This window comes from Candidatus Accumulibacter necessarius (assembly GCF_036625085.1).
In genome coordinates this window covers 536,317-559,352 of the sequence record NZ_JAZKUM010000003.1, presented here as the reverse complement: position 1 = coordinate 559,352, position 23,036 = coordinate 536,317, and the positions used below count along the sequence as shown (strand labels likewise).

The 23,036-nt window shown below is 62.1% G+C and carries 20 protein-coding genes and 1 pseudogene; 12 read left to right on the top strand and 9 right to left on the bottom strand.

Translation table 11 applies throughout. The features are described from left to right. The first annotated feature begins 595 nt into the window (after nucleotides 1–595). The 3 genes from V5B44_RS10850 to V5B44_RS10840 all read left to right on the top strand — a co-directional run bounded on the left by V5B44_RS10850 (nucleotide 596) and on the right by V5B44_RS10840 (nucleotide 6,141). Nucleotides 596–3,040: a mechanosensitive ion channel family protein gene (locus tag V5B44_RS10850; protein WP_332359045.1), complete on the top strand. Its 2,445-nt coding sequence runs from the start codon at nucleotides 596–598 to the stop codon at nucleotides 3,038–3,040. A 254-nt stretch (nucleotides 3,041–3,294) separates the two neighbouring features. Next, nucleotides 3,295–4,746: a GntP family permease gene (locus tag V5B44_RS10845; RefSeq protein WP_332359044.1), complete on the top strand. Its 1,452-nt coding sequence runs from the start codon at nucleotides 3,295–3,297 to the stop codon at nucleotides 4,744–4,746. A gap of 135 nt (nucleotides 4,747–4,881) precedes the next feature. Continuing rightward, nucleotides 4,882–6,141, top strand: coding sequence for a patatin-like phospholipase family protein (locus tag V5B44_RS10840; RefSeq protein ID WP_332359043.1), 1,260 nt, complete (start codon nucleotides 4,882–4,884; stop codon nucleotides 6,139–6,141). A 120-nt stretch (nucleotides 6,142–6,261) separates the two neighbouring features. Here the strand turns inward: V5B44_RS10840 and V5B44_RS10835 are convergent, their stop codons facing one another. From V5B44_RS10835 to V5B44_RS10815, 5 genes are all read right to left on the bottom strand, one after another. Further along, nucleotides 6,262–7,935, bottom strand: coding sequence for an SLC13 family permease (locus V5B44_RS10835; RefSeq protein WP_332359042.1), 1,674 nt, complete (start codon nucleotides 7,933–7,935; stop codon nucleotides 6,262–6,264). Nucleotides 7,936–8,197: 262 nt separating this feature from the next. Then, entirely contained in the window at nucleotides 8,198–9,076 is an 879-nt protein-coding gene (locus tag V5B44_RS10830; RefSeq protein ID WP_332359041.1) for a YihY/virulence factor BrkB family protein, read from the bottom strand. Between the two features lie 175 nt (nucleotides 9,077–9,251). Continuing rightward, nucleotides 9,252–10,256: an AI-2E family transporter gene (locus V5B44_RS10825; protein ID WP_332359040.1), complete on the bottom strand. Its 1,005-nt coding sequence runs from the start codon at nucleotides 10,254–10,256 to the stop codon at nucleotides 9,252–9,254. A gap of 302 nt (nucleotides 10,257–10,558) precedes the next feature. Then, nucleotides 10,559–11,083, bottom strand: coding sequence for an SH3 domain-containing protein (locus V5B44_RS10820; protein WP_332359039.1), 525 nt, complete (start codon nucleotides 11,081–11,083; stop codon nucleotides 10,559–10,561). 333 nt (nucleotides 11,084–11,416) lie between these two features. Continuing rightward, on the bottom strand, nucleotides 11,417–11,890 hold the full coding sequence (locus tag V5B44_RS10815) for a YqhA family protein (protein WP_332359038.1): 474 nt from the start codon (nucleotides 11,888–11,890) through the stop codon (nucleotides 11,417–11,419). 512 nt (nucleotides 11,891–12,402) lie between these two features. Here V5B44_RS10815 and rplM point away from each other — a divergent pair. From rplM to erpA, 4 genes are all read left to right on the top strand, one after another. Continuing rightward, entirely contained in the window at nucleotides 12,403–12,831 is a 429-nt protein-coding gene (gene rplM / locus V5B44_RS10810; protein WP_332359037.1) for a 50S ribosomal protein L13, read from the top strand. Nucleotides 12,832–12,840: 9 nt separating this feature from the next. Beyond that, nucleotides 12,841–13,233 carry a 30S ribosomal protein S9 gene (gene rpsI, locus V5B44_RS10805; protein ID WP_332359036.1) on the top strand — a complete coding sequence of 131 codons (393 nt, stop codon included), beginning with the start codon at nucleotides 12,841–12,843 and terminating at the stop codon, nucleotides 13,231–13,233. Between the two features lie 97 nt (nucleotides 13,234–13,330). Next, complete coding sequence (gene argC, locus V5B44_RS10800) at nucleotides 13,331–14,359, top strand: N-acetyl-gamma-glutamyl-phosphate reductase (protein WP_332359035.1); 1,029 nt, start codon at nucleotides 13,331–13,333, stop codon at nucleotides 14,357–14,359. 443 nt (nucleotides 14,360–14,802) lie between these two features. Then, complete coding sequence (gene erpA / locus V5B44_RS10795) at nucleotides 14,803–15,153, top strand: iron-sulfur cluster insertion protein ErpA (RefSeq protein WP_034941160.1); 351 nt, start codon at nucleotides 14,803–14,805, stop codon at nucleotides 15,151–15,153. A gap of 79 nt (nucleotides 15,154–15,232) precedes the next feature. Here erpA and V5B44_RS10790 read toward each other — a convergent pair whose 3' ends face one another. Both V5B44_RS10790 and V5B44_RS10785 read right to left on the bottom strand, forming a co-directional pair. After that, nucleotides 15,233–16,156 carry a COX15/CtaA family protein gene (locus V5B44_RS10790; RefSeq protein ID WP_332359034.1) on the bottom strand — a complete coding sequence of 308 codons (924 nt, stop codon included), beginning with the start codon at nucleotides 16,154–16,156 and terminating at the stop codon, nucleotides 15,233–15,235. Then, entirely contained in the window at nucleotides 16,156–17,205 is a 1,050-nt protein-coding gene (locus V5B44_RS10785; protein ID WP_332359033.1) for a COX15/CtaA family protein, read from the bottom strand. The genes V5B44_RS10790 and V5B44_RS10785 overlap by 1 nt, the downstream gene beginning before the upstream one ends. Before the next feature lie 296 nt (nucleotides 17,206–17,501). Between V5B44_RS10785 and V5B44_RS10780 the strand changes: the two genes are divergently transcribed. The 5 genes from V5B44_RS10780 to V5B44_RS10760 all read left to right on the top strand — a co-directional run bounded on the left by V5B44_RS10780 (nucleotide 17,502) and on the right by V5B44_RS10760 (nucleotide 21,907). After that, nucleotides 17,502–17,651 (top strand): hypothetical protein, encoded by a 150-nt coding sequence (locus V5B44_RS10780; RefSeq protein WP_287634143.1) that lies wholly within the window; start codon nucleotides 17,502–17,504, stop codon nucleotides 17,649–17,651. A 30-nt stretch (nucleotides 17,652–17,681) separates the two neighbouring features. Then, a complete protein-coding gene (locus V5B44_RS10775) occupies nucleotides 17,682–18,230 on the top strand; it encodes a cytochrome C oxidase subunit II (RefSeq protein ID WP_332359032.1) in 549 nt (182 codons plus the stop codon). Nucleotides 18,231–18,244: 14 nt separating this feature from the next. Next, nucleotides 18,245–19,939: a cbb3-type cytochrome c oxidase subunit I gene (locus tag V5B44_RS10770; RefSeq protein WP_332359031.1), complete on the top strand. Its 1,695-nt coding sequence runs from the start codon at nucleotides 18,245–18,247 to the stop codon at nucleotides 19,937–19,939. A gap of 133 nt (nucleotides 19,940–20,072) precedes the next feature. Beyond that, a complete protein-coding gene (cyoE, locus tag V5B44_RS10765; RefSeq protein ID WP_332359030.1) occupies nucleotides 20,073–20,969 on the top strand; it encodes a heme o synthase in 897 nt (298 codons plus the stop codon). A 20-nt stretch (nucleotides 20,970–20,989) separates the two neighbouring features. Beyond that, entirely contained in the window at nucleotides 20,990–21,907 is a 918-nt protein-coding gene (locus V5B44_RS10760) for an SCO family protein (RefSeq protein WP_332359029.1), read from the top strand. A 1-nt stretch (nucleotide 21,908) separates the two neighbouring features. On the opposite strand, the pseudogene V5B44_RS10755 reads toward V5B44_RS10760, so the two are convergent. Next, nucleotides 21,909–22,421 (bottom strand): annotated as a pseudogene (locus tag V5B44_RS10755) (IS630 family transposase); the annotation flags it as partial. Between the two features lie 18 nt (nucleotides 22,422–22,439). Next, entirely contained in the window at nucleotides 22,440–22,964 is a 525-nt protein-coding gene (locus V5B44_RS10750; RefSeq protein WP_332359028.1) for a glycine cleavage system protein R, read from the bottom strand. Nucleotides 22,965–23,036: the final 72 nt, after the last annotated feature.

Below are 23,036 nucleotides of genomic sequence, written 5' to 3'. Positions count from 1 at the left end.
TCCGGCCTGCAGCCGGAAGGTATCTAATGGAAACAATGCCCTTGGTGAGGCATCCGCGGTGCAGAATGCACGCGAGGAGGTGGGTTGTCAACTTGCAGAAGCCCCTGGCCTTGCCCTGGAAGACCGGCGTGACGGAAGCGAACGGTGGCCAGATCCCCGTTGCGCTCGCGTACCCCGAAGCGGTGACTCCCACCAGCGAGGCCATTACGGTCGCGGTGGGAACGCCCCGGAATGCAGCGTCCGTTGGGCTCTCGTCAGCCAGGTATTCAATCGCTCGTGGTCGGGGTAGCATCGACCAGCATGCAGATGGACGGGAGGCACGTCCGATTGGCGTCGGATTGATTTTTTTTCCACAAAGATGCGACACTCCAGTAGGGCGCGTCGGCTGAAGCGTTTGGCGAGACTCCTTCCGTAGGACGCCGGGGAGCAGGCAGCAGAAACGCCTCATCCCGGGTTGGCTGCACCTGGTTCAAGAACAGCCGGAGACAACCACGAACGTGGCGATGAAGGGACCACGAGACTTATGGGATTTATGTTCCTTCTGTTCCCTCTCAGCCGCCGGTCACCTGCCTGCCGCAGGACGTTCCGCCAGCACGTGCGCCCTGCCCGGCTTGCCGTCGGCACGCTGCTGCTGTGGCTCTTGGTCGCGGCAACACCCGTCCGGGCCCAGGCGATCACTACCGGCCCCGATACCTCTCCTGCGCCGGCCGACGTCGCGGTACAGACACCCGCCCACAGGTCCGCCGATATTCCGGCGCGCGCCGACGCCGATGAGCAGGACGTCCAGGCCATCGTTCACCGCGCGCAGGCGCCGGATGCAGCCCTGCGCTACGAAGAGGCGTTGGCGCGCCATGCCAAGGCCATCCACCAGCTCGCGGAACGGTCCAGCAAGAGTGATCTGGCCGTGCTATCGGTGCGCCGGCTCGAGAGCCTGCAACGCCACTGGCTGCTCTACGAGCGATCCGTCGCTCAGACGCGTGCGGAATTGGCGCGCACGATCAACGCCCAGTCCGAGGACGTGTCCGACCTAGCAAACCGACGGGCGGCCTGGCAGGCCACCGCTCATACCGCGGGTCTGCCACCCGCGCTGCGGGAACGTGTCGAGGAGTTGATTGTCAGGATCGAAGACGCAGAAAAGGTACTCTCGGTGCCCCTCGCCAGGCTGCTCGATCTCGGGCGAACGGGCGGCGCGCTGGCAACCCAGGTGCAACAGGGCATCGCCTCGGTGTCGAGTATGGTCGAAGACCAGGACCGGCGACTGGTGAGCATGGACACGCCGCCGCTGTGGCTGGCATTGCGCGAGGCCGCATCGCGGGAGCCGGTGAGTGCCGGTCTGACCCGTAGCCTCGATATCGAGCGTACCTTTGCCAGCAGTTACGACGCCGCCAATGTGCGCTGGCTGCCGGCCCTCGCGGCCGGCGCTGTGCTGCTCCTGCCGGCGATGGTCTGGCTGAGGTATCGCGCCCGCTTGCTGGTGGCGACTGGGCAAGCCAGCGAGCCGTCCATGCGCGCGCTCTCGCGGCCCTGGGCGGCATGGTTGTTGCTCGTCTTGATGGGCGCTGTGGTCTATGACATCCAGGGGCCGATCTTCCGCCAGCAGGCGGTTATGCTGCTCACCTGGATCCCGGTGCTGGCGCTTGTCAAGCGCCGCGTGCTGGCCAGCGTCGGCCCCTGGGCCTATTCCAGCGCGGTATTCTATCTTCTCAACACCATGGCCTCGATGCTACTCGGCGATCAGTTGCTGTACCGCAGCGTTCTCCTCGCCCTGAACCTGCTGATGTTGCTGATACTGTCCTGGCGCATGCTGCGCGCCCGGCGCCACGCTGCTGAAGATGCCGGGCCGATACCTGTCCGGGCGCTGACTTTCCTTGGCTGGGTCGCCTGCGCTGTGCTGCTCGTCTCGGCGGGTTCCAACGTCCTCGGCAATATCTCACTGGCGACGATGCTCACCGGCGCGCTGCTCGACAGCAGTTATGCTGCGCTGGCACTATACGCCGGCAGCACGGTACTGGTGGCCTTGTTCCAGGTACTGGTTCCCCGCTCGACGCTGGCGCGCTTCGCCGGGCGCCATTCCGGCTCGCTGATCCCGCTGGCGGCCCGGCTCGGTCGCACGTTGATGGTGCTAGCCTGGCTGGTCTACGCGCTGCAGTCGTTCCGCGTCTATCGCCCACTTTCCACCTCGCTGGTCACGGTGCTCACGCATGAATTCCAACTTGGCCTGTTGTCGATCAGCCTGGGGAACCTCGCAGCGTTTTCGGTAGCGATCTGGGCGGCCTTCTGGCTGGCCAGAACCATCCGTCTGGTGCTCGCCGAAGACCTGCTGCCCGCGCTGGCCCTGCCGCGCGGGGTGGGTGACAGCATCTCGACGCTCACCTATTACGGCATCGTCTTTATCGGCCTGCTGCTGGCGCTGGCCATGGCCGGCTTTCAGGTGGGGCAACTGGCCATCGTCTTCGGTGCGCTCGGTGTTGGCATCGGTTTCGGCCTGCAGGATGTGGTGAAGAACTTTGTCGCTGGGCTGATCCTGATGTTCGAGCGACCGATCCGGCTTGGTGATGTGGTGGATGTGGCGGGGATCAGCGGCAAGGTCCGCGACATCGGTATGCGGGCCACGATCATCACCACCTTCGACGGTGCCGAGGTGGTGGTGCCCAACGGCATGCTGCTGGCCGACAAGCTGGTGAACTGGACGCTCAGCGGCACGAGCAGGCGCATCCACGTCGGCGTCAGCAGCGGCTACAGCGTGAGCCCCAAGCAGACCATCGAACTACTGGTGAACATCGCGCGCGCCGTCGATGGCATCGCCTTGTCGCCCGCCCCGATCGCTGTCCTGACCGGCCTGACCCCGGGCGCGCTGGAGTTCAGCGTACGGGCCTGGACCACCCCTGGTTCCGACTGGGTGGCGGTGCACAGCGCGCTGTCCGTAGCCATTCGCGACGGCTTGGCGGAGGCCGGTATCGAGGTGCCGCTGCCACAACGCGAGATGCACCTGCGGAGCGTGTCCGGGGCGGTGGTGCCGCCGGCAGCTGCGGGCAGGTAGCGGCACCAGGGCCGAAGGTCTGGCTCAATACCGGCTGCACTGACCGACCTTGATCCTCGTTGCTGCCGCTTGACCCCTGCCGTGATGGCGGAACCACACGGGCCATGGACGAGTGCCTCTTACTTGTCCTAGAATATTGCCATGCTGCGCGACGAAGAGAGCCTGTCAGCTGACTGGTGGGTCGACGCGCAAAGCGAAAGCGGTGGCCAACAGCTCATGCTCAACGTTAACACCCTGCTGCAGACACTCTGACCATGGGTCTACTCGGCATCCTGCTCGGCCTCGGACTGCTCGTCTGGCTGGCTTTTCGCGGCTGGAGCGTGCTCGGGCTGGCGCCCGTCGCGGCACTGATCGCGGCGGCTTTCGCGGGCGATCCACTGCTCGCCAACTGGACCCAGACCTTCATGGGTTCGGCCGCAGGCTTCATTGCGCAGTTCTTTCCGCTGTTCCTGCTTGGTGCGCTGTTCGGCAAGCTGATGGACGACAGTGGCTCGGTCACCGCCATTGCGCAGTTCATGACCGAGCGACTCGGGCCACACCGCGCCATCCTGGCCGTGGTACTGGCCGGCGCATTGGTCACCTACGGCGGCGTCAGCGTGTTCGTCGCGATGTTCGTGCTGGCTCCGATGGGGCAGGCCCTGTTCCGCGCCGCCGACGTTCCGAACCGCTTGCTGCCCGGGGCAGTGATGCTGGGCACCGCGACCTTCACGATGTCGGCCTTGCCGGGCACGCCAGCGATCCAGAACGCGATCCCGATGCCGTTCTTCGGCACCACGCCGTTCGCCGCGCCCGGTCTGGGCTTCATGGCGGCCGCTATCATGCTCGGCTTTGGGCTGTGGTGGCTGGCGCGCGGCGAGTCCGCCGCGCGCCGCGCCGGCGAAGGCTTCGCCGGCCCAATCGACTCGGCCTCCCGTGCGGCGCACGACCCGGTCGTGCGCGAGCGCGCCACGGCGTCGCACGAGTTCGATCCGGCGGAGGTCGAGCACGGCACGCGCAGTCCGCAATTACCGGGAATCGGCATTGCCCTGTTGCCCCTCATCGTCGTCATGGTGGTCAACCTGACGATGTCGCTGCTGGTGCTGCCGCGCCTTGACACGAGTTACCTGGCGGAACTGCGCTGGGGTGAAACCTCGCTGGCAACCGTCGGCGGTGTCTGGTCGGTGATCGTCGCGCTGGCATTGGCGATCGTCGTGCTGTACCTCTTCAACCGGGGTCGTCTGCTGGCGCTGCGCGAAACGGTGGATGCCGGCCTCAATGCTTCAGCGCTGCCCGTCCTGAGCGTCGCCAGCCTGGTCGGCTTCGGTGCGGTAGTCGCATCGCTGCCCGCCTTCGAGGCTGTCCGCGACTGGGTACTGGGCATCGAAGGCGGTCCACTGGTTGGCTTGGCGCTGGCCACCAACGTGCTCTCGGCGCTCACTGGTTCGGCCTCGGGCGGCCTGACCATCGCCCTCGGCGCGCTTGGCGAAACCTATATGCAGCTCGCCGCAATCCATGGCATCGACCCGGCGCTGATGCACCGCGTAGCGGTGATCGGCGCGGCCACGCTCGACAGTCTGCCACACAACGGCGCCGTCGTGACCTTGCTCGCCGTCTGCGGCGCAACGCACCGGGAAAGCTACTTCGACATCGTCATGGTCGCGATTGTTGGCGCCTTGCTGGCGCTCGCTGCGATCATTACCTTAGGCTCCGCCGTCGGTTCGTTCTAGCCGCGGCTGGCCTGACCTCGGAGCATGTTGCTCACACCTGGTGAGCAGCGAGGTTGACGGCCCCGATAGGGGGCTCGGTTATCCAGGAAGACGCCGTTGTGTTTTCCATCTTTTAATGAACATGAAAGACCGGACATGAGCACGAAGAAAGTCGCAATCGCCTGTCAAGGTGGTGGTACGCACGCAGCATTTACTTGGGGCGTTCTCACACAGATCCTGGAAACCAAGAAGGCGTGGGACGCCAACGCTGGCGAGGGAGAAAAGTTCGACATCATTGCCATCAGCGGCACTTCTGCCGGAGCGCTTTGTGCTTTGGCAACGTGGTACGGACTGGTCCCCAACACTGCCGACGCGGACTGTGGCACGATCGACAAGGCGATTGATCGCCTGGATTTTCTATGGACCAACTTTGCTGCGACCACGCCGGTCGAAATCGCCCACAATCAGATGGTCGGGACGCTCCTGCAGTGGAAAGCGAAGGGCGTGCCGTTCCCGGGATCCAATCCCTACGCCGGGCACGGCAATGTCGGTCTGTCCGCTCTTGCGATGATGGGTGCCCGCAGCGACTACCTGGGTTTTCCGGATCTGCTCAACGCGCTCTGTCCGGATTTCAAGACGATCGACTGGGCGGCCGTGGCAAAGGCCGACCGGCGTATCATGGTGGGCGCAATTGAGGTTCTCAGCGGCAACTTCGAGATCTTCGATTCCAACAAGACACTGGAGCAACTTGGTTTGCTGGCCAGCCCACCGAAAGTCGATCAATACGACGTCACTCGCTGGCGCATGCGCCGTGCGATCTCGCTCGAGGGCGTGGCAGCATCGGGAACGCTGCCCGAGATTCTGCCAGCGCAAGTCATCGGCAACACGACGTTTCCCACCTGTGAACCTAACAAAGTCGTCACCCGAAACGCGTATTATTGGGATGGCCTGTATTCGCAGAACCCCCCCGTTCGCAATCTCCTGGACGTCGGAACAAAGGCCGAGAAGCCTGACGAAATCTGGGTCGTGCGCATCAATCCGCAAGAAATCTCGCCGCAATCCCAGAAGGTCAGCCTCGAAGACATCAAGGATCGTGAGAACGACCTGGCCGGTAATCTCTCGCTGAACCAGGAGTTGGACCATATCTTGACGATCAATCGTTGGCTAGCTGAACATGGGGACAGCCATCCGCCGCTGTGTGGCCGCAAGATCGTCGACGTCCGAACCATCAAGATGAGGCGCGAAACCGCCTGGGGTCTCCAACACACGTCCAAATTCGACCGCAGTGCTGACCATTTCGCCAGACTTCGCGAGGAAGGGCAGGCGGTTGCGAAAGAATGGCTGGCGGACTGGCGGGCACGCGGCAAGGACTTTGCCTCGTATCCCAACGATGCCCGCTACCCGGAACCTGCCTGACCCCGGTCGCGCAACCGCCTTGCCGCTCTGAAGCGGCGCGACAGGCATGCGGATGCCAGGACCCCGCCCAGGCGTTTAGTCCACTCGGAGGCATCGGGCCCGGTCACCGTCAAGCCGGGACTAGAACCGCATTTGCAGGTGCAGCAGCAGGTAGCTGACGATAACAACCGTCACCAGCGATCCGGCGACCAGCGGGATACCGAACTTGGCGAACGAGGCCGAGGTGTAGCCGCCAGGCTGCATGACCATCAGGTTCGACTGGTGGCTGAACGGGTTGATGAAGGTGAACGAGATGCAGGTGCCGATCAGCGCCAGGAGCGTCACCGGGTTGATGCCGAGTTCGTTGGCTATGCCGATCGCCACCGGGGTGAGGATGGATGCAGCTGCTGCATTGGTGACGAGGTTGGTCACGATCGCCGTCGTCACAGCAAAGACGATGACGACGAGCAGCACGCTACCTCCCGCGAGGTTCCTGATTGCGTCGGCAAGCACGGTGGCGAGTCCGCTCTCGACGACGATTGCGCCGAGCGCCACCGACCCGACGAGGATGAACAACACGTTCCAGTCGAGGGCGCGCACGGCGGACTTCGGCGTCAGGATGCCGGTGACCACCATGAGCACGGCCCCGGTCAAGGAAGCCAGCTCGACCGCAAGCAGGCCGAAGGAGGCCGAGATGATGACGGCGATCAGGATCGCGAGAGCGAACACAGTCTTGGCCGGTTGCGGGCTCAGCCCCGCGGCTTTCTCGAAGATCGCCACATCCGGCTGGTCGACGAGCAGGGACTTGCTCGGCGTGGTCACGAACGCGGTTGCGCCCGGGCGCACCTCGGTGTCGCGCAGTGGGCCCGTGGTCCGCGCGGCGATGACGTGGATACCCCCGTCGGTTTCGAAGTCCCGCACCGTCCCACTGGCGCCCGAGCCTGCGGAAACCCGGTATAGGCGCTGTTCCGCCAGGCCGAACAGCGGGCTGCCCCACAAGGCGGTCACGCCGCTCTCGGTTGCCGAGAAGACCAGGGTGTCGCCGGCCTCGATCGGGGCGGATGGATCGAGGTCGGCATCCCAACGCCGGATCGCGTCAAGGGCGTACTGCTGCGTCTGATCGATCCCGAAATCCGCGGCCACACGGCCAATCGCCAGCGCCTTCCCGGAGACCGGGATCTCGACCCGCCAGTCGCGAGTCGCCGCTACTGTTTCCGCCTGACCACTCAGCATCAGCGGCGCGATCATATACACGATCACCGCCCCGACGATGGCGACCGGTAACGCCACTGGGGCAAACGAAAGCATCGTCATGTCGATGCCCGCTGGCGCAGCGATACCGGCGATGAGCAGGTTCGAGCTGGTGCCGATCAGCGTTACGGAGCCGGCAAGAGTCGTGATGTGCGCGATCGGCAGCAGCAACTCGCGAGCGTTGATGCCGCGGTTCTGCTCCAGTTCCTTGGCTGCCGGGACGAGCATGGCAACGATCGGGGTGGTGTTCATCAGGCCGGACCCGACGCCGATGGGCAGCGCGAGGCGACGCAAGGCGTGCTGAGCGCTGGTGACGGTCGACAGCAGCGCCCAGGTGACTCGCGTCACCGCGCCGGTATGGACGATGCCCTTGGCGATGACAAGCATCGCCGCGACGGTGATGATCCCGCCGTTGCTCAATCCGGCGAAGAGCGCCGGCACCGGGGCCAACCCGGTGACGCCCGCGACGCAGATCGCCGCAGCCAGTGCGAGGACAGCAGGAACCCGCCCCGACGCCATGGCGACGAGGGTTACGAGCACGACCAGAGCGGCAAAATAGATCACGTGATGACTCCTTCCTGTAGGGCGCCAAGCAGTCCGTTGATGGACATTGTGCTTCCCAAGCTTGATTCCTCGTCACTTCCGGGCAGCCAAGCGAAGCTGGCCGCTCGCTGATCTTCATGACCAGTGCTTGCCCCTCGCTGCGACGGAGGGATCCTTACAGAAGGATCCTTCCATGCTGGCTTCCGTAAGTCCTGGGCCGGCAATCATACAGAGTTTGGTGCGAATCTGGTTCATAACCCGGCTGGCGCCGTTGGAAATGACCTTACTGCGGAACTTGGCAGCCAGGCCCACCCTCGGTTCCCGGGGGTCCGCCGGCGGGGCTTGACAACGCCTGCCCTTTGCGGGAACCGAACTTGTGCGTGTAAACCCAGGTAAATTCCGCACCGAACAGGAAGATCTGAGCCGAATAATAAACCCACAGCAGCACGACGATCAGCGAGGCTGAAACGCCGAAATGAGACGAAACACCGCTTCTGCCAATATAGGCACCGATCAGCGCCTTGCCGGTGATGAACAGTAGCGATGTGACGATTGCCCCAACCCAGACATCTTTCCAGTGGATCTGAACGCGGGGCATCGTTTTGTAGATCATGGCAAAAACCGCCGTCGCCAGCATGACGCCGAGTGTGACTTCGCTTGTGTTCTCGACCGTTGCCCAACCTGTGGCATCCGGATCCAGCCACTTGCTCAAAGCGGCCAGACCAGCACTGAAAGCCAGGGAAACCGTCAGCAGGAAGCCGATTCCGAGAATCATGCCGAAGGACAACAAGCGGGCGCGCAGCAAACTCCATAGTCCGGAGATCTTTACCTTTTGCGGCGCCCGCCAGATTCGGTTGAGCGCGTCCTGTAGTTCGGCGAAGACGGATGTCGCGCCAATGAAGAGAAAGACCAGTCCGAAGATTGTCGCCATCGCGCTTTCGGCGGGCTTGCCCGCACTTTCCAGCAGAGCCTGCACGGCCAGCGCTCCGGGTGTTCCAAGCATTCCTTCCAGTTGTTCAAAGATCTCGCCACGAGCAGCTTGCTCGCCGAAAAAGAATCCGGCGATTGAAATCACGATCAACAGCAGGGGAGCAATCGAAAACATCGTGTAAAAGGCCAAGGCCGCCCCCATGCTTTGCGCATGGTCATCCACCCAGTTCACGGCAGCCGCCTTGAACAGATCCGGGATGTCCCTGAAACTCATGGCCTGATCTCCCCTTGTCAGCGGGCGAGGCCTGTCGCGTGTGTTGGCCGGCAGCGCAAGCGCGAGCATTTCCAGCTGGTCAGCGACGATTGCGGTACACGCCCTGGTTCGGTGGAATTCCCGCTCGGTTTTCTCACAGCCTGCCGTTCCGGGAGAGAAGGACAGCAATCGGTCGCGTACTCAGAAACTCCGAGAAAATGATGGCCAGGACAGCGGTAATCGGGACCGCCAGAAATGCGCCGGCGATTCCCCACAGCTCGGACCAGATTGCCAGGCTGACCAGGATGGCAAACGGACTGAGGTTGAGCGAATTGCCCATGACATAGGGGTCGAGAAAGTTGCCAATCAGGAACTGTACGAGCACCAGTGCCAGCAACACAGAGAGGATCACGCTCGCATCTTCGAACTGAATGATCGCCATGATCACCGGGAAGAATACCCCGAGAAACGATCCGATATAGGGAACATAATTCAGAAATGCGATCAACACCGCCCAGAACGCGGCGAATTCAAGACCGGCGAAGGCCATGATAACCCAGCTTATCGCCCCCAGAAACAGGCTGATGAATGTCTTCAGCGCCAGATAGGCTCCGATTCGCTTGTTGATGTCAGAGGTGATTGCCCGAATCTGGGCGACGCGACTTGCATCGCTCGAGATGTTTTCCATTTTCTGGGGGAAAAAGCGCCGCTCGACCAACAGGAAGGTGGCATACAGGAAAACGACCATAACGCTGACGATGATCGACGACACCGAGGCAAGCATTGACCCGAGCACCCGCTGAATGTTTATCTGGGCGAAAAGTTCCTGACGCAGCGTAGTCCAGGTGGGTTCAGTCTCGATTCGCAGAAAAACAGCAAGTCTCTGGATCGCAGCGAGCAGGGATTGCTGATATTGCGGGGCAAGCGCCAGAAACCTGTCCTTGTTGATTACGAAAAGGTATACAACGACCAGCAATGAAAGCGTAATGAGGAGTACCGAGAGCACGTATCTGACTTGAAGTGGCAGAACGCAACCCAGATACGGCATCCTGTGCATGGCCTGCGCCAGACCGACAATCACGTAGACGACGACAAGGCCAAAAAAGACAGGGACAAAGACATCTTTCCCGATGTACAGCACCCAACCTGCGATCAGCATCAGGAGGGTTCCGTTTACGAGCCCTTGAAGTCTATTCATGCCTGAATATACCCGGTTCTCCGGCCATCCCGATGTCGTTTCTCCGTGCCGGTCTAGCCACTGGTTCGTGCTGCATGATCGTTCCGGAGACACCGCAGTCCCGGCTTCCGCAATCCAGTCCGCAGACCACCCTCACCCTCGACGATACAAGACGGCGTTCTGCCAAGCAAACGCCTGGGCTCAGCCGCACCAAGACTGGAACTGCAGCGGGCGTAAAGCTTGACGATATGCCCGAACAGCGCGCAACCGGTCAGCGGTGAGTGCTATTGCTCTGAGATGGCCGGCCGTGACCTTGTCGACGGGTCACGCCACTCGCGCTGCGGCGTGCGGCGGTCCCAACGTTTCTGCCAATAGGCCTTCCGTCCGAACCAGTGCTTGCGCTGGTAGTGCGTGTCCCAGTATTCACCGAGTGAAAACTCGCTTTCTGGCAGGCCGAGGTTGGGGCCGCCATTGAGAATGGTAACTGCACTGCCATTGAACGGAATGGAAAGGAAGCGCGAATACACCCAGCCCCGATCACGACCCGCAATGACATCGCACCACCGCCAGTTGGCGACACACCCGACAACAGTAACCCGTGTCCCGCTCAAGAGCCAGGTAACGGTCGGGAAGACATTCTCGGGACCGGAGCGGACGTTAACACTGGTTGTAGTGGTCGCCGTTTCTGCCGCCGCATGTGGAAGGCATGCAGTACCGAAGATGACGAGTGCGAGCAGTAATTTTAAAGGCGTACGCATGAGCATCCTGTCGATGGTTGATTGAATCTTCTCACCAAAACTGCCAGCCACCCGTAACGCCTTCGCCAACTCGCGGAAGGCAACCACCCGGTGCGGATGGAGCGTCGTCCTTGACCGGAATGGCATGAAGCCGCCAGATCACTGGCAGTAGCGAGCGAAAGGGCAGAAATTTCAAGGGCATAAGCGGGATTATCCTTGATCGCTGCGGCACCGGTCAACGTCAGTTTCCATCAGAGATCCAATTACAAGTGTTGCCGAAAGCGGGAAGGCCATTGCTGGCAGGATGGCAGCACCCTGCCGATCAGGGCTGGCCAGCCTGCAACCGCGCGCAGCGAGGGCAGCCGCGCCAATGGCGAGCGTGACACGGAAGCGGCCCGCCAACCGCTACTTCTTGGCGGCCTTCGCGACCCAGAGGTAAATGTTCAGCGCTGCGATCACCAGCGCCACCGGCACACCAATGTCGAACAGCGAGGTCTCGCCGTTCCAGGACATGATCTGGCCGAGGAAAGTCACCGCCATCACCGCAATCACCACCGTCACCAGGCTGGTCTTGAGATCCTCGAAGGTGTTGATCTGCAGGCGTGATGCCACCTTAAAATCAGCGTCGATAAACAACTCATAGAGGCCGAGTGCAAGGATCAGCATCACGGTGCCAAGCAGGAACAGATCGAAGATCTCGATGAAGTAGAGCATCAAGGCCTTCGCGCCCCTGGTCGAGACGTCGCCGGCCGTGAGTGTCCGCGTGATGACCACGACGGTATCGACGAGGCCGTAGGCATACAGTGCCATCGCTGACAAGAGGGAACCGAGCACCGCGGCAAGGACCAGGAAACGACTGGCGTTCAGTAGCGGCCTCACGATGACGTATCCTGCGGATGGGCGGCAGCCGTGCCGCACGCGGCTTTGGGGCCGCGCAAAGGAACCAGCAACGGCGCCTTTGACATGGTGCGGATCCGGAACCAGAATTTGTTCATCACCGGCCTCGTGATGCGAAAAGCGGGAAGCCTATCACTTCGGTAAGCCGAAGGCACCACTCCGACTTTCGCTCCTTCACCAATGCCAGCAAGAGTTGCCTCCGTGAGGTCAACCCCACTCACACCGACGCTCTTCGATCATTGCTCGCCCTCGGTTTCCAGACGCTCCTGATGGTGTCTTGTTGACCGTGCCTGGGTATACCCGTCTCGACCCAAGCCCAGCCAAGCAGTCGGACTTGGACCATCGGCTGCCGATCACCTACACTTGCCTGGCTCTGCGCGGCGCGCAAGGATGTCTGTGACGTGCAGACGGCGAAACAGCGATTGACAGGTGTTACAGACTTGCAATAACATGCTGGGCTTTCCGTTATCAGGCAAAAAAGGACGGCGCTTTTAATGAAGACTTTCTCTGCCAAATCGCACGAAGTGACGCGCGAATGGCTTCTTGTTGATGGCACCGACAAGGTGCTCGGTCGCCTAGCGACCGAAATCGCTCGCCGCCTGCGTGGTAAACACAAGCCCGAGTTCACCCCGCACGTCGATACCGGCGACTACATCATCGTCACCAACGTCGACAAGTTGCGCGTCACCGGCAACAAGGCTCAGGACAAGAAGTACTACCGCCATTCGGGCTATCCTGGGGGCATCTACGAGACCAACTTCACCAAGATGCAACAGCGTTTTCCGGGGCGAGTCCTTGAACAGGCGGTCAAGGGCATGCTCCCCAAGGGACCACTCGGTTACGCCATGCTCAAGAAAATGAAGTGCTACGCCGGCGCAACCCATCCGCACGCTGCCCAGCAGCCGAAGGTTCTGGAACTTTAAGGGGTCACAATGGCTGACAATTACTTCTACGGCACGGGTCGGCGGAAAAGCGCTGTGGCACGCGTCTTCATGAAACGAGGCGACGGCAAGTTCGTCGTCAACGGCAAACCGGTTGACGAGTTTTTTTCGCGCGTGACAGGGCGCATGATCGTTCGGCAGCCGTTGCAACTGATCGAACAGTTGACCGGCTTCGACATTCTGGTCAATGTCGCTGGCGGCGGTGAGTCCGGGCAGGCTGGCGCTGTCCGGCACGGTATCACAAGAGCCCTGATTGCCTACGACGTCGCGCTCAAACCGACACTCTCGAAAGCAGGCTTTGTCACTCGCGATGCGCGTGAAGTGGAGCGCAAGAAGGTGGGTTTCCACAAGGCACGCCGTCGCAAGCAGTTCTCCAAGCGCTAATCGGATCTCCGGTCGCACAGCACGAAGCCGCCCCCTGGGCGGTTTTTGTGTTTTCGGGAGGCGGGGACTATCATTACAGGCCAACGCGGAGGCTCTCATGATCAAAGTCGGAATCGTCGGAGGCACTGGCTACACCGGTGTCGAACTGTTGCGTCTGCTGGCGCAACACCCGGAAGTGCAGATCGTCGCGATCACTTCGCGGGGGGATGCGGGCACGGATGTGTCGAGCATGTTTCCGAGCTTGCGTGGACGGCTGAAGTTGAAGTTCGAGGATCCGGCAAGCGCCAATCTCAGGGCCTGCGATGTGGTTTTCTTCGCCACACCCAACGGTGTCGCGATGGAGCAGGCGCCGGCCCTGCTTGCCGCCGGCGTTCGCGTGATTGACCTTGCCGCCGATTTCCGCATCAGCAACATTGCGGAGTGGAGCCAGTGGTACGGAATGCAGCATGCCAGCCCGGAGTGGGTGGCCAAGGCGGTCTATGGACTACCGGAATACGACCGGGCAGCCATCCGCAACGCCCATCTGGTCGCCAACCCGGGATGTTACCCGACGGCGGTGCAGTTGGGCTTCATGCCACTGCTGGAGGCTGGCCTGGTGGAACTGGACCACTTGGTGGCGGATGCCAAGTCGGGCGTCTCCGGTGCCGGCCGAAAGGCCGAGATCCCTGCCCTCTTCTCGGAAGCAGCAGACAATTTCAAGGCCTATGCCGTTCCCGGACACCGACATCTGCCGGAAATCCGGCAGGGCTTGTCGAGAATGGCCGGAGGCCCCGTCGGCTTGACCTTCGTACCACACCTGACGCCCATGATCCGGGGCATTCATGCAACGCTCTACGCGCGCATCAAGCGTGAGGCCGATTTCCAGGCGCTGTTCGAGGAGCGTTACCGGCGAGAACCGTTTGTCGATGTCCTGCCGCCGGGCTCGCATCCCGATACACGCTCGGTGCGAGCGGCCAATACCTGTCGCATCGCAGTGCACCGTCCGCAGGGAGGGGACGTTGTGGTAGTGCTTTCGGTGATCGACAACCTGGTGAAAGGCGCTGCTGGCCAGGCTGTGCAGAACCTCAACATCATGTTTGGCCTGCCCGAGAGCGAAGGTCTGTGGCAACTCGCGGTCCTTCCCTGACCCTGAAAGGCCATCGATCGTGCTCAGGCGATGCGCCGGAGCGTTGGCGTCAAGGAACTGCCGGCTGCCATCGGTGCTATCATCATGCGCTCGTCACCGGTTGAGAAAGAACTCCGATCTTTGTTGCCTGGCTGCCGGAACATCAATGAGGAATCGAGTGTATCGGTCGTCGACAACGGTCGCTGCTGGAGACGAAAGAGCGTCTGCTCGTCACGCACGCGGTTATTGCTCGGAGTAGCGGCAAGCGGATTTTGGAACTCCTCTTGAATACGTGTGTCGAAATCCTGGTTGAATATTGCCCCGTTGGGATGTAGCAGTGAGAGTCCGCGGTAAACGGCAGGTGGTCGACGCAACGGGCGCCGAAATCGGTGAATTGCGACCAACTGCCGATAACCGGCCCCGCCTGGAAAAGGCTCTAACCACAGATTTTGGAGAATAGCGTAATGAATGTAGCAACCGAAATGCCGATGCCGTTTGTTTTCACCGATAGTGCCGCTGGCAAGGTGAAAGAGTTGATCGAGGAAGAAGGGAACCCGGACCTGAAACTGCGCGTGTTTGTCACCGGCGGCGGCTGCTCGGGTTTCCAGTATGGCTTTACCTTTGACGAGGTGGCCAATGACGACGACACAGCCCTGCAGAAGAACGGCGTGACCCTGCTGGTCGACCCGATGAGCTACCAGTATCTGGTGGGCGCCGAAATCGATTACACGGAGGGGCTGGAGGGGTCGCAGTTCGTGATCAAGAACCCGAACGCGTCTTCCACCTGCGGCTGCGGGTCGTCGTTCTCGGTATAGGCTGAAAGCAGGACAGGCGGCACGGCCGGTCATGCCGGCGCGGACTCTTCCGGCAGCGGGCGGCCTGTTCGTCGACGGATTACCGTCGGAGTAGCGTTGCAACGGTCGCCAGTAGCGCTGCCGCGGCGAGGTGATGACTGATGGCCAGCCACAGAGAAAAGCCGCTGAGCACCGTCAGGCTGCCGAGGGCGATTTGGGCTGTCAGCAGGACCAGCAGCATCCTGGCCGCCCGCTGCCGCTCTTCGTCAGCCAGCGCTTGCACTCCCGCCGCACCCAGCACGAGGAGCGTGGCGAGAGCGCTGTAGCGGTGCAGGAGATGCAGGGTGGCGCCGCCCGGGTCGCCTGCGGCTGGTGTGGCAGTGAGGACAGAGAAGGGCTTTAGCGCTGCCCAGTCGTCCGCGCCTGGCCACCAACTGCCGCCGCAATCGGGAAACGAAGCGCAGGCGAGCGCCGAGTAGCTGGCGCCAATCAGGGCACCCAGGACCACAGTAACCGACAGCGCGGCTGCTCCCAGGCGAAGCGCCAGGGTCGGCGCGGCCGGCCTTTGCAGCATCGACCCAGGACTACTGGCCAGCACCACTCGCCAGGAGAAGGTGACCAGACCGAGGCCACCCATGATGTTCAGAAACCCGACCAGCGTCAACCGCGGATCCGAACTCCAGATGCCGAGTGCGGAGAGCACCAGCATCAGCAACAGGAGGAGCGTCGCCGGACCGGCTGCCGGCTCGATCGACGGCCGGCGCCAGCACTGCCAGACCAGGGCACAGGCCAGCAGCAGAGAAATCGAAGCGACCGCACGATGCAGCAGGCGAACGACTCCGAAGTGCAGTTCCCCTGGTTCGCTGGCCAGCAGCCTGCTGTAACAGGCGGGCCAGTCGGCACACCCGAGGCCGGCGCCGTCAAGACGAAGGTAGGCGCTGAGCAACACGACCATCAGAGAGAGTACGGTCAGCAGGAGGGCCGTCGCCCGGATCGTTCGCAAGCGCAGGCCGGCGCTCGCCATCAGGTGGTACGGCCGGCGGCCGGCGCCAGCCGCAGTTCATGATTCAACCAAAGCAGCAGACCAAGTACGACCATGGCTCCTCCCTGATGCGCGGCACCCAGACCGACCGGAACAGCCAGCAGCAGCGTGGCGATGCCGAGCCCAATCTGGACGAACAGCACCACCAGCAACAGCGTTGCCACCAGGCGAGCCGTACTGGACACCGCGGCGGATCGGATTTTCCACCAGAACCAGGGCAACAGAAAAGCCAGCAGCCACGCTCCCAGGCGGTGATCAAACTGGACCAGCGCCATGTTGTTGAAGAAATTGAGGTACCACGGATCGAGGATGAAGCTCTCAGGCGGCAGCAGGTGCCCGTTCATCAGCGGGAAGGTATTGTAGGCCTTGCCGGCGCGAATGCCGGCGACCAGGCCGCCGGTGACGACCATGTAACCGACCAGGATCGCCAGCCAGAAGCCCATGCGCTGCAACTGTCTCACCCCCGCCTCGTGAGCTGAACGGGCTCTCTCGGCAAGCAGGCCGAGCGCCACCCAGAACATCGCGACAAAGATCAGGAAAGCCAGCGACAAATGCGCGGTCAGGCGATAGTGACTGACCCGCGGATCGTCCACCAGCCCGCTCTTGACCATGTACCAGCCCATCGCTCCCTGCAGCCCGCCGAGGATGAAGATCCCCAGCAGCTTCGGCACGAGCGACGGTTCGATCTTGCCCCGCAGCCAGAAGTAGAGGAAAGGCAGCAGGAAGACCACGCCGATCAGCCGCCCGAGAACGCGGTGCCAGTACTCCCAGAAGAAGATCCCCTTGAACTCGTCGAGCGTCATCTGGTGATTGACCTGCTGGTATTCCGGTGTCTTCTTGTATTTCTCGAAGGTCTCGTCCCATTCCGCCTGATCGAGCGGCGGGATGACACCGACAATCGGCTGCCATTCGACGATCGACAAGCCGGAATGGGTCAGGCGAGTGACGCCACCGACCACCAGGATGGCGAAGACCATGGCACTGCAGATCAATAGCCAGAGCGCAACCTGTCGGCGAGCGACTTTATCCATGATGGGAACCGTTGAGCTGAAAAGGGAAGAAGGCGCGAATTATAGGCCCTTTGCCGGGCGCACCGAAGGCCATGCGGAGTGCGACCAACGGCCGCAGCCACATCCCTGCAATGCCGATGTTTGCTGGTCTTGCCGACATCCACCGGGTTTCCCCGTTCTTGACGTGAATCAAATCAATTGCCTGTCGCCTGCCGGTATTCTTCGGGCAATTGTGCCTCGACGGGCCAAGGAATTCGGGTTTTTCTGCAACTTGCCATGCGCCGAGAGCGCCAATCAGTGATCTGGAGGAAACATAGATGGCCGACAACAACGATGACGACATTCCGTTCATGCAGAGACTGCTGGACAACCACTTCCTGCTTCTCTTCCTCGGCGTGGCATCACCGGGGCTGCTCTACATCCTGTGGGGCATCATCGACATCATGAATACGCCGGTCGCCAGGTAAGCCAATCAGCCACATCAGGGAGAGACAAATATGAGTGCAATTCTGCCGCCGTCTGATCGGCTCTGGTGGAAGCAACCGATCGACAAGGTCGAATGGGCGTGGATCGCGATCGCCTTCGTCTGGGGGATGGTGATGTTCGTGATGATGATTTACTGGCACGTCTACGGTAAGCAGAACCTCTCCAACGAAGCCTACAAGACGACCCCGGAGATGTTCGCGGCCAAGGCGGAGAAATTCATCGCCGAAAACACCATCCGCACCGAAACAGGCCTCAATGGAGAGGAAATCCCGGTTGCCAAGGTTCCGGCCGGTGGCGCGGGATACCTGATCGCCCGCCTGTGGAACTGGTACCCGATCCTCGAACTCGAGGAGGGTCAGACCTACAAGATCCACCTGTCGTCGATGGATTACAACCACGGCTTCTCGCTGCAGCCGGTCAACATCAACATCCAGGTAATTCCTGGCTATGAGCATGTCGTCAAGATGACCCCGACCAAGAAAGGCACTTACGCCATCGTCTGCAACGAATACTGCGGCATCGGCCACCACTCGATGCTTGGCCGTATTTACGTGAAATAAGGGGGAATCAATAGATGGCAACGACTTACCGCACCTGTCCCGTCTCCGGACTGCAATTCGAGGACCAGGCCGAGAAGCTGATGCGCTGGAACGCCGTCGCCGGCGTCCTCTGGCTGCTGGTCGGCGGCATCACCGCACTGCTGGTGATCCTCACCCGCTGGCCAGCAATCAAGCTGCTGCCGGCAGACCAGTTCTATCTGATCCTCACCGCCCACGGCATCGACATGCTGATCCTGTGGATCCTGTTTTTTGAAATGGCCGTGCTCTACTTCGCCTCATCGACCCTGCTCCGATGCCGGCTGGCAACACCGAAAATCGCCTGGCTCGGCTTCTGGCTGATGGTCGTCGGCGGCATCATGACCAATGTCGCCATCTTCCAGGGCGAGTCGAGCGTGATGTTCACCTCCTATGTGCCGATGCAGGCAGCGTGGCACTTCTACCTTGGCATCATCCTGGTCGCCGTCGGGGCGCTGCTCGGCACCGCCGTCTTCTTCGGCACCCTGGTCGTCGCCAAGAAGGACAAGACCTACCAGGGTTCGCTGCCGCTGGTCACCTTCGGCGCGCTGACCGCCGCAATCATCGCCACCTTCACCATCCTCGCCGGCGCCGGCATCCTGATCCCCACCTTCTTCTGGTCCATCGGCCTGATCAAGGAAATCGACGCGCAGTTGTACCGCATGGTCTGGTGGGGACTGGGGCACTCCTCGCAGCAGATCAACGTCGCCGCACACGTCTCGGTCTGGTACCTGACTGCCGCCGTGATCTTCGGCGCCAAGCCGCTGTCCGAGAAAGTGTCGCGCTTCGCCTTCCTGCTCTACATCCTGTTCCTGCAACTGGCGAGCGCGCACCACCTGCTCTCCGACCCGGGCATGAGCGCCGAGTGGAAGGTGCTCAATACCTCCTACTTCATGTACTTCGCGGTAATGGCGTCGATGATCCACGGCTTCACGGTTCCCGGTGCGATCGAAGCCGCGCAGCGGCGCAAGGGCTACACCAACGGCCTCTTCGAATGGCTGCGCAAGGCGCCCTGGGGCAACCCGGTGTTCTCCGGCATGTTCATCTCGCTGGTCAGCTTTGGCTTCCTCGGCGGCATCTCGGGCGTCGTGCTCGGCACCGAGCAGATCAACATGCTGATGCACAACACCTTCTACGTTCCGGGTCACTTCCACACGACGGTCGTCACCGGCACCACGCTGGCCTTCATGGCAATCACCTACCTGCTGGTGCCGGTGCTCTTCCGGCGCGAGATGATCCTGCCGAAGCTCTGCCAGATCCAGCCCTACCTGTTCGGCATCAGCATGTCGGTGCTCGGCCTGGTGATGATGGGCGCCGGAACGTTGGGCGTTTCCCGCCGGCACTGGGACATGGCCTTCTCCGGCGCGCCGTTCCAGTATGAATGGCCGGGTGCCGCCTACCTGATGATGGGTCTGACCGGCATCTTCGGTGTCATCGCGGTGATTGGCGGCGGCCTGTGGATCCTGCTCGTCGTCGGCTCGCTGCTGTTCGGCAAGAAGCTCGACGGCGGCAAGGTTTCCGACCGGCCGACGCCGATCCCGCCCAGCACGCAGGCGGCTTCGGCCGTGGCGCACGGCAGCGACCACGTCGGCGTTCCCGGCACGGTGGTCCTGGCGCTGCTGCTCTTCGTCTGCTTCGTCCTCTACTACTTCGTCAACTGGAAGTACCTGTCCGAAGTCTGGCTGCTGAGCTGATTCGCTCACCTCCCCCGTGCCGCAAGGCGCGGGGGCCTGCCTCAATCGGGCTTCGCAGGCTCGATTCAAGCAGGTCCGACCCCGACCCGATCGTCCAATCTTCCGCCAACTGATCGCCACGCTATCGACGCCAATGCAATCCACACTCCCATCGAACAGCACCCCCGGCTTCCCCATCCGTGCCATTCTGGGCGTCTTCAAGCTGCGCATCGGCGTCGTCATCACCTTCACCGCCCTCGCCGGACTGGCCGTCAGCCCCGGGCCCGCCCTCAGTCCGCTGCAGTTGCTCGTGCTGGCGCTGTCAGTGCTGGTTTCGTCGGCCAGCGCCGGCGCCTTCAACCAGTATTACGAACACGACAGCGACCACCTGATGTCACGTACCAGCAAGCGCCCCTTCGTCACCGGCGAAATCCGCCATGGGCCGATCTGGCTGCTGGTCATCGGCGCCCTGATGGCTCTCTCGGTGGGCGCCGCCTGGATCGCGCTCAATGCCTGGTCGGCGCTGTTCGTCTTCCTCGGCGCCTTCTTCTACGCCATCGTCTATACGGTGTGGCTGAAGCGGCGTACCTGGCTCAACATCGTCTTCGGCGGACTGGCCGGCAGCTGGGCGGTGCTTGCCGGCGCCACCGCAGCGGACCCGCAAGTGGGCGCGGTACCCCTGGCGCTGGCACTCGTCCTCTTCCTGTGGACACCGCCGCATTTCTGGAGCCTGGCGATTGCTTTCCGTGACGACTACGCCGCTGCCGGCGTACCCATGCTGCCGGTCGTCGTCGGCGACCAGCGGGCCGCCAACACGATCTTCTACAGCACCGTGGCGCTGGTTGCCGCCAGCCTGCTGCCCCTGGCCTTCGGCCTCGGCCTGATCTATCTTGCCGGCGCCGCCGTCGGTGGCTTCCTGTTCATCCAGAAAGCCTGGCGCCTGACGCGCGAGCCCAACCGCAAGTCCGCAATGGTCTGCTTCCATGCCTCGCTGATGCAGTTGACACTCGTCCTCCTGGCAGCCATCGCGGACACCCAGCTACGCTTCTGAGAAACGACGGACAGCTTGCGGTGATTCTTCGCTTCTCCCGCCCACTCATCGCCGCTTTTTTCTCGGTCCGACTCGCGGCGGTCTTGGCCGCCTTCTTCCTGCTGGCGGCCAACGCGCTGCAAGCGGACGATTCCGCAAGCGAAAAGCCCAGGCTCACCGCTCGTCCGCAGGGGCTCAATGGCGACCTGGCGCTGACCACCCTCGACGAGAAAGCCGCCTTCGCCTTGTCGCAGAGCGCGGTCGGCAAGCAGGTCGGCGACTTCGTTCTGCTCGACCGCCAGGGGCGACCGGTCGAACTGTCGCGCTACCGTGGCAAGCCGCTGCTCGTCACCTTCATCTACACCGCCTGCTTCCAGGTGTGCCCGACAATCACCCGCAACCTGCAGAAAGCGGTCGACACTACGGTCAGCGTAATGGGCGCGGATCGCTTCAACGTCGTCAGCATCGGTTTCAACCAGCCATTTGACTCGCCCGCAGCACTCAGGGATTTTGCCCGGCAGTACGGCATTCACCTGCCCAACTGGGAGTTCCTGAGCCCTGCCCCGGCCATCGTCGGCGATCTCACCACCAATTTCGGCTTCAGCTACGTCGCCACGCCAGCCGGTTTTGACCACATCAACCAGGTGACACTGGTCGACGCAACGGGCAGGATCGTCCGCCAGGTCTACGGCGAGAAGTTTACCGCCGAAGAGCTTGCCGAACCGCTCAAGCTCCTGATCACCGGCTCGGCGATTCCGCCCGAGGCCGGCACGCTGCAGGAGATCATGGAGCGTGTGCGAATCCTCTGCTCAATCTATGACCCCCTTACCGGCAGGTACCGGACCAACTACTCGCTCTATTTCCAGTTCGCCGGCTTCCTGACCTTTGTCGGCTTCATGATCTATCTGTCGATCAATTTCTGGAGGAATCGGCGCCGGGGCGAAACCAAGGCGCACTGAGCTAGTGTAGTGTTGCATTCTGTTTAGCGCTTAAGCGGCTGTTGGCGCGAATGACCTTCTGGAGGATGTCGCGAGCGCTCTTGGTCCAGATAAAGGGCTTGGGCTTGGTGTTGTGATGGGCGATGTAGTCGTCGATGGCAGAGACCAACGCGGGGACGCTGGTGAACACGCCACGGCGCAGTCGTTCGGTCGTGATATCGCGGAAGAAGCGCTCGACCATGTTCAGCCAGGAGGCCGAGGTGGGGGTGAAATGCATCTGAATCCGCGGATGCTTGGCCAACCATTCCTGTACAACGGGATGCTTGTGTGTGGCGTAGTTGTCGGCGATCAGGTGCAGCGCCTTGTCCTTCGGCGTTTCCCGGTCGATCTTGCGCAGAAACTTGAGCCACTCTGTGTGACGGTGCTGCTGTTCGCACTGTGCGATCACGCTGCCGTCCAGCACGTTGAGCGCGGCGAACAGCGTGGTCGTGCCCTGGTTGATGGTGTGGCAGTGCGTGAGGCTTCCTGATCGACCCGTCGGTCGACCGCCAGCTCAAGAGCGGATGGCTTCGTCCAGGGTGATATCGACCATCAGGTCGTTCGACAGGTTCTCCAGGTCGCGCGTCAGTTCGCTCACATCGAGCATCGATGAAGCGGTCAACTCGGCTGTCGCATGGAATAACACCCCCGCGGACATCGGCGCACTGGCCGTGTGGGTGCTGAGATCCTCAACATTGAGTGCATGCCGGGCAAGCACCTGCGAGACCTCACGCACGATGCCTATGCGGTCATGGCCGACCAGCGAAAGCTTCAGACGCCGATTGCCGGCCTGCGCTGCCGGCGACCGGGAAACCTCGGACGTGATGCGCAGACCGGGCAGCGACGCCATCGCCGCCGTGAGGGCTTCAAGCTGTGTCTCGGGGACGCTGACGCAGACGATGCCAGCGAACTTGCCCGACAGGTTCGACATCGACGACTCCAGCCAGTTGCCCTGATGCTGACTGATGGCGGTGGCAAGCTGCTCGACGAGACCGGGACGATCATCGCCGATAACGGTCAGAACAAGGGAAACGCTCATCGTGGGCTCCTGGCAAGGTGAGCGCTCATTTTACCTCCTGCGCTTCGCGCGATTGGCGCAGGCATGTGCCAA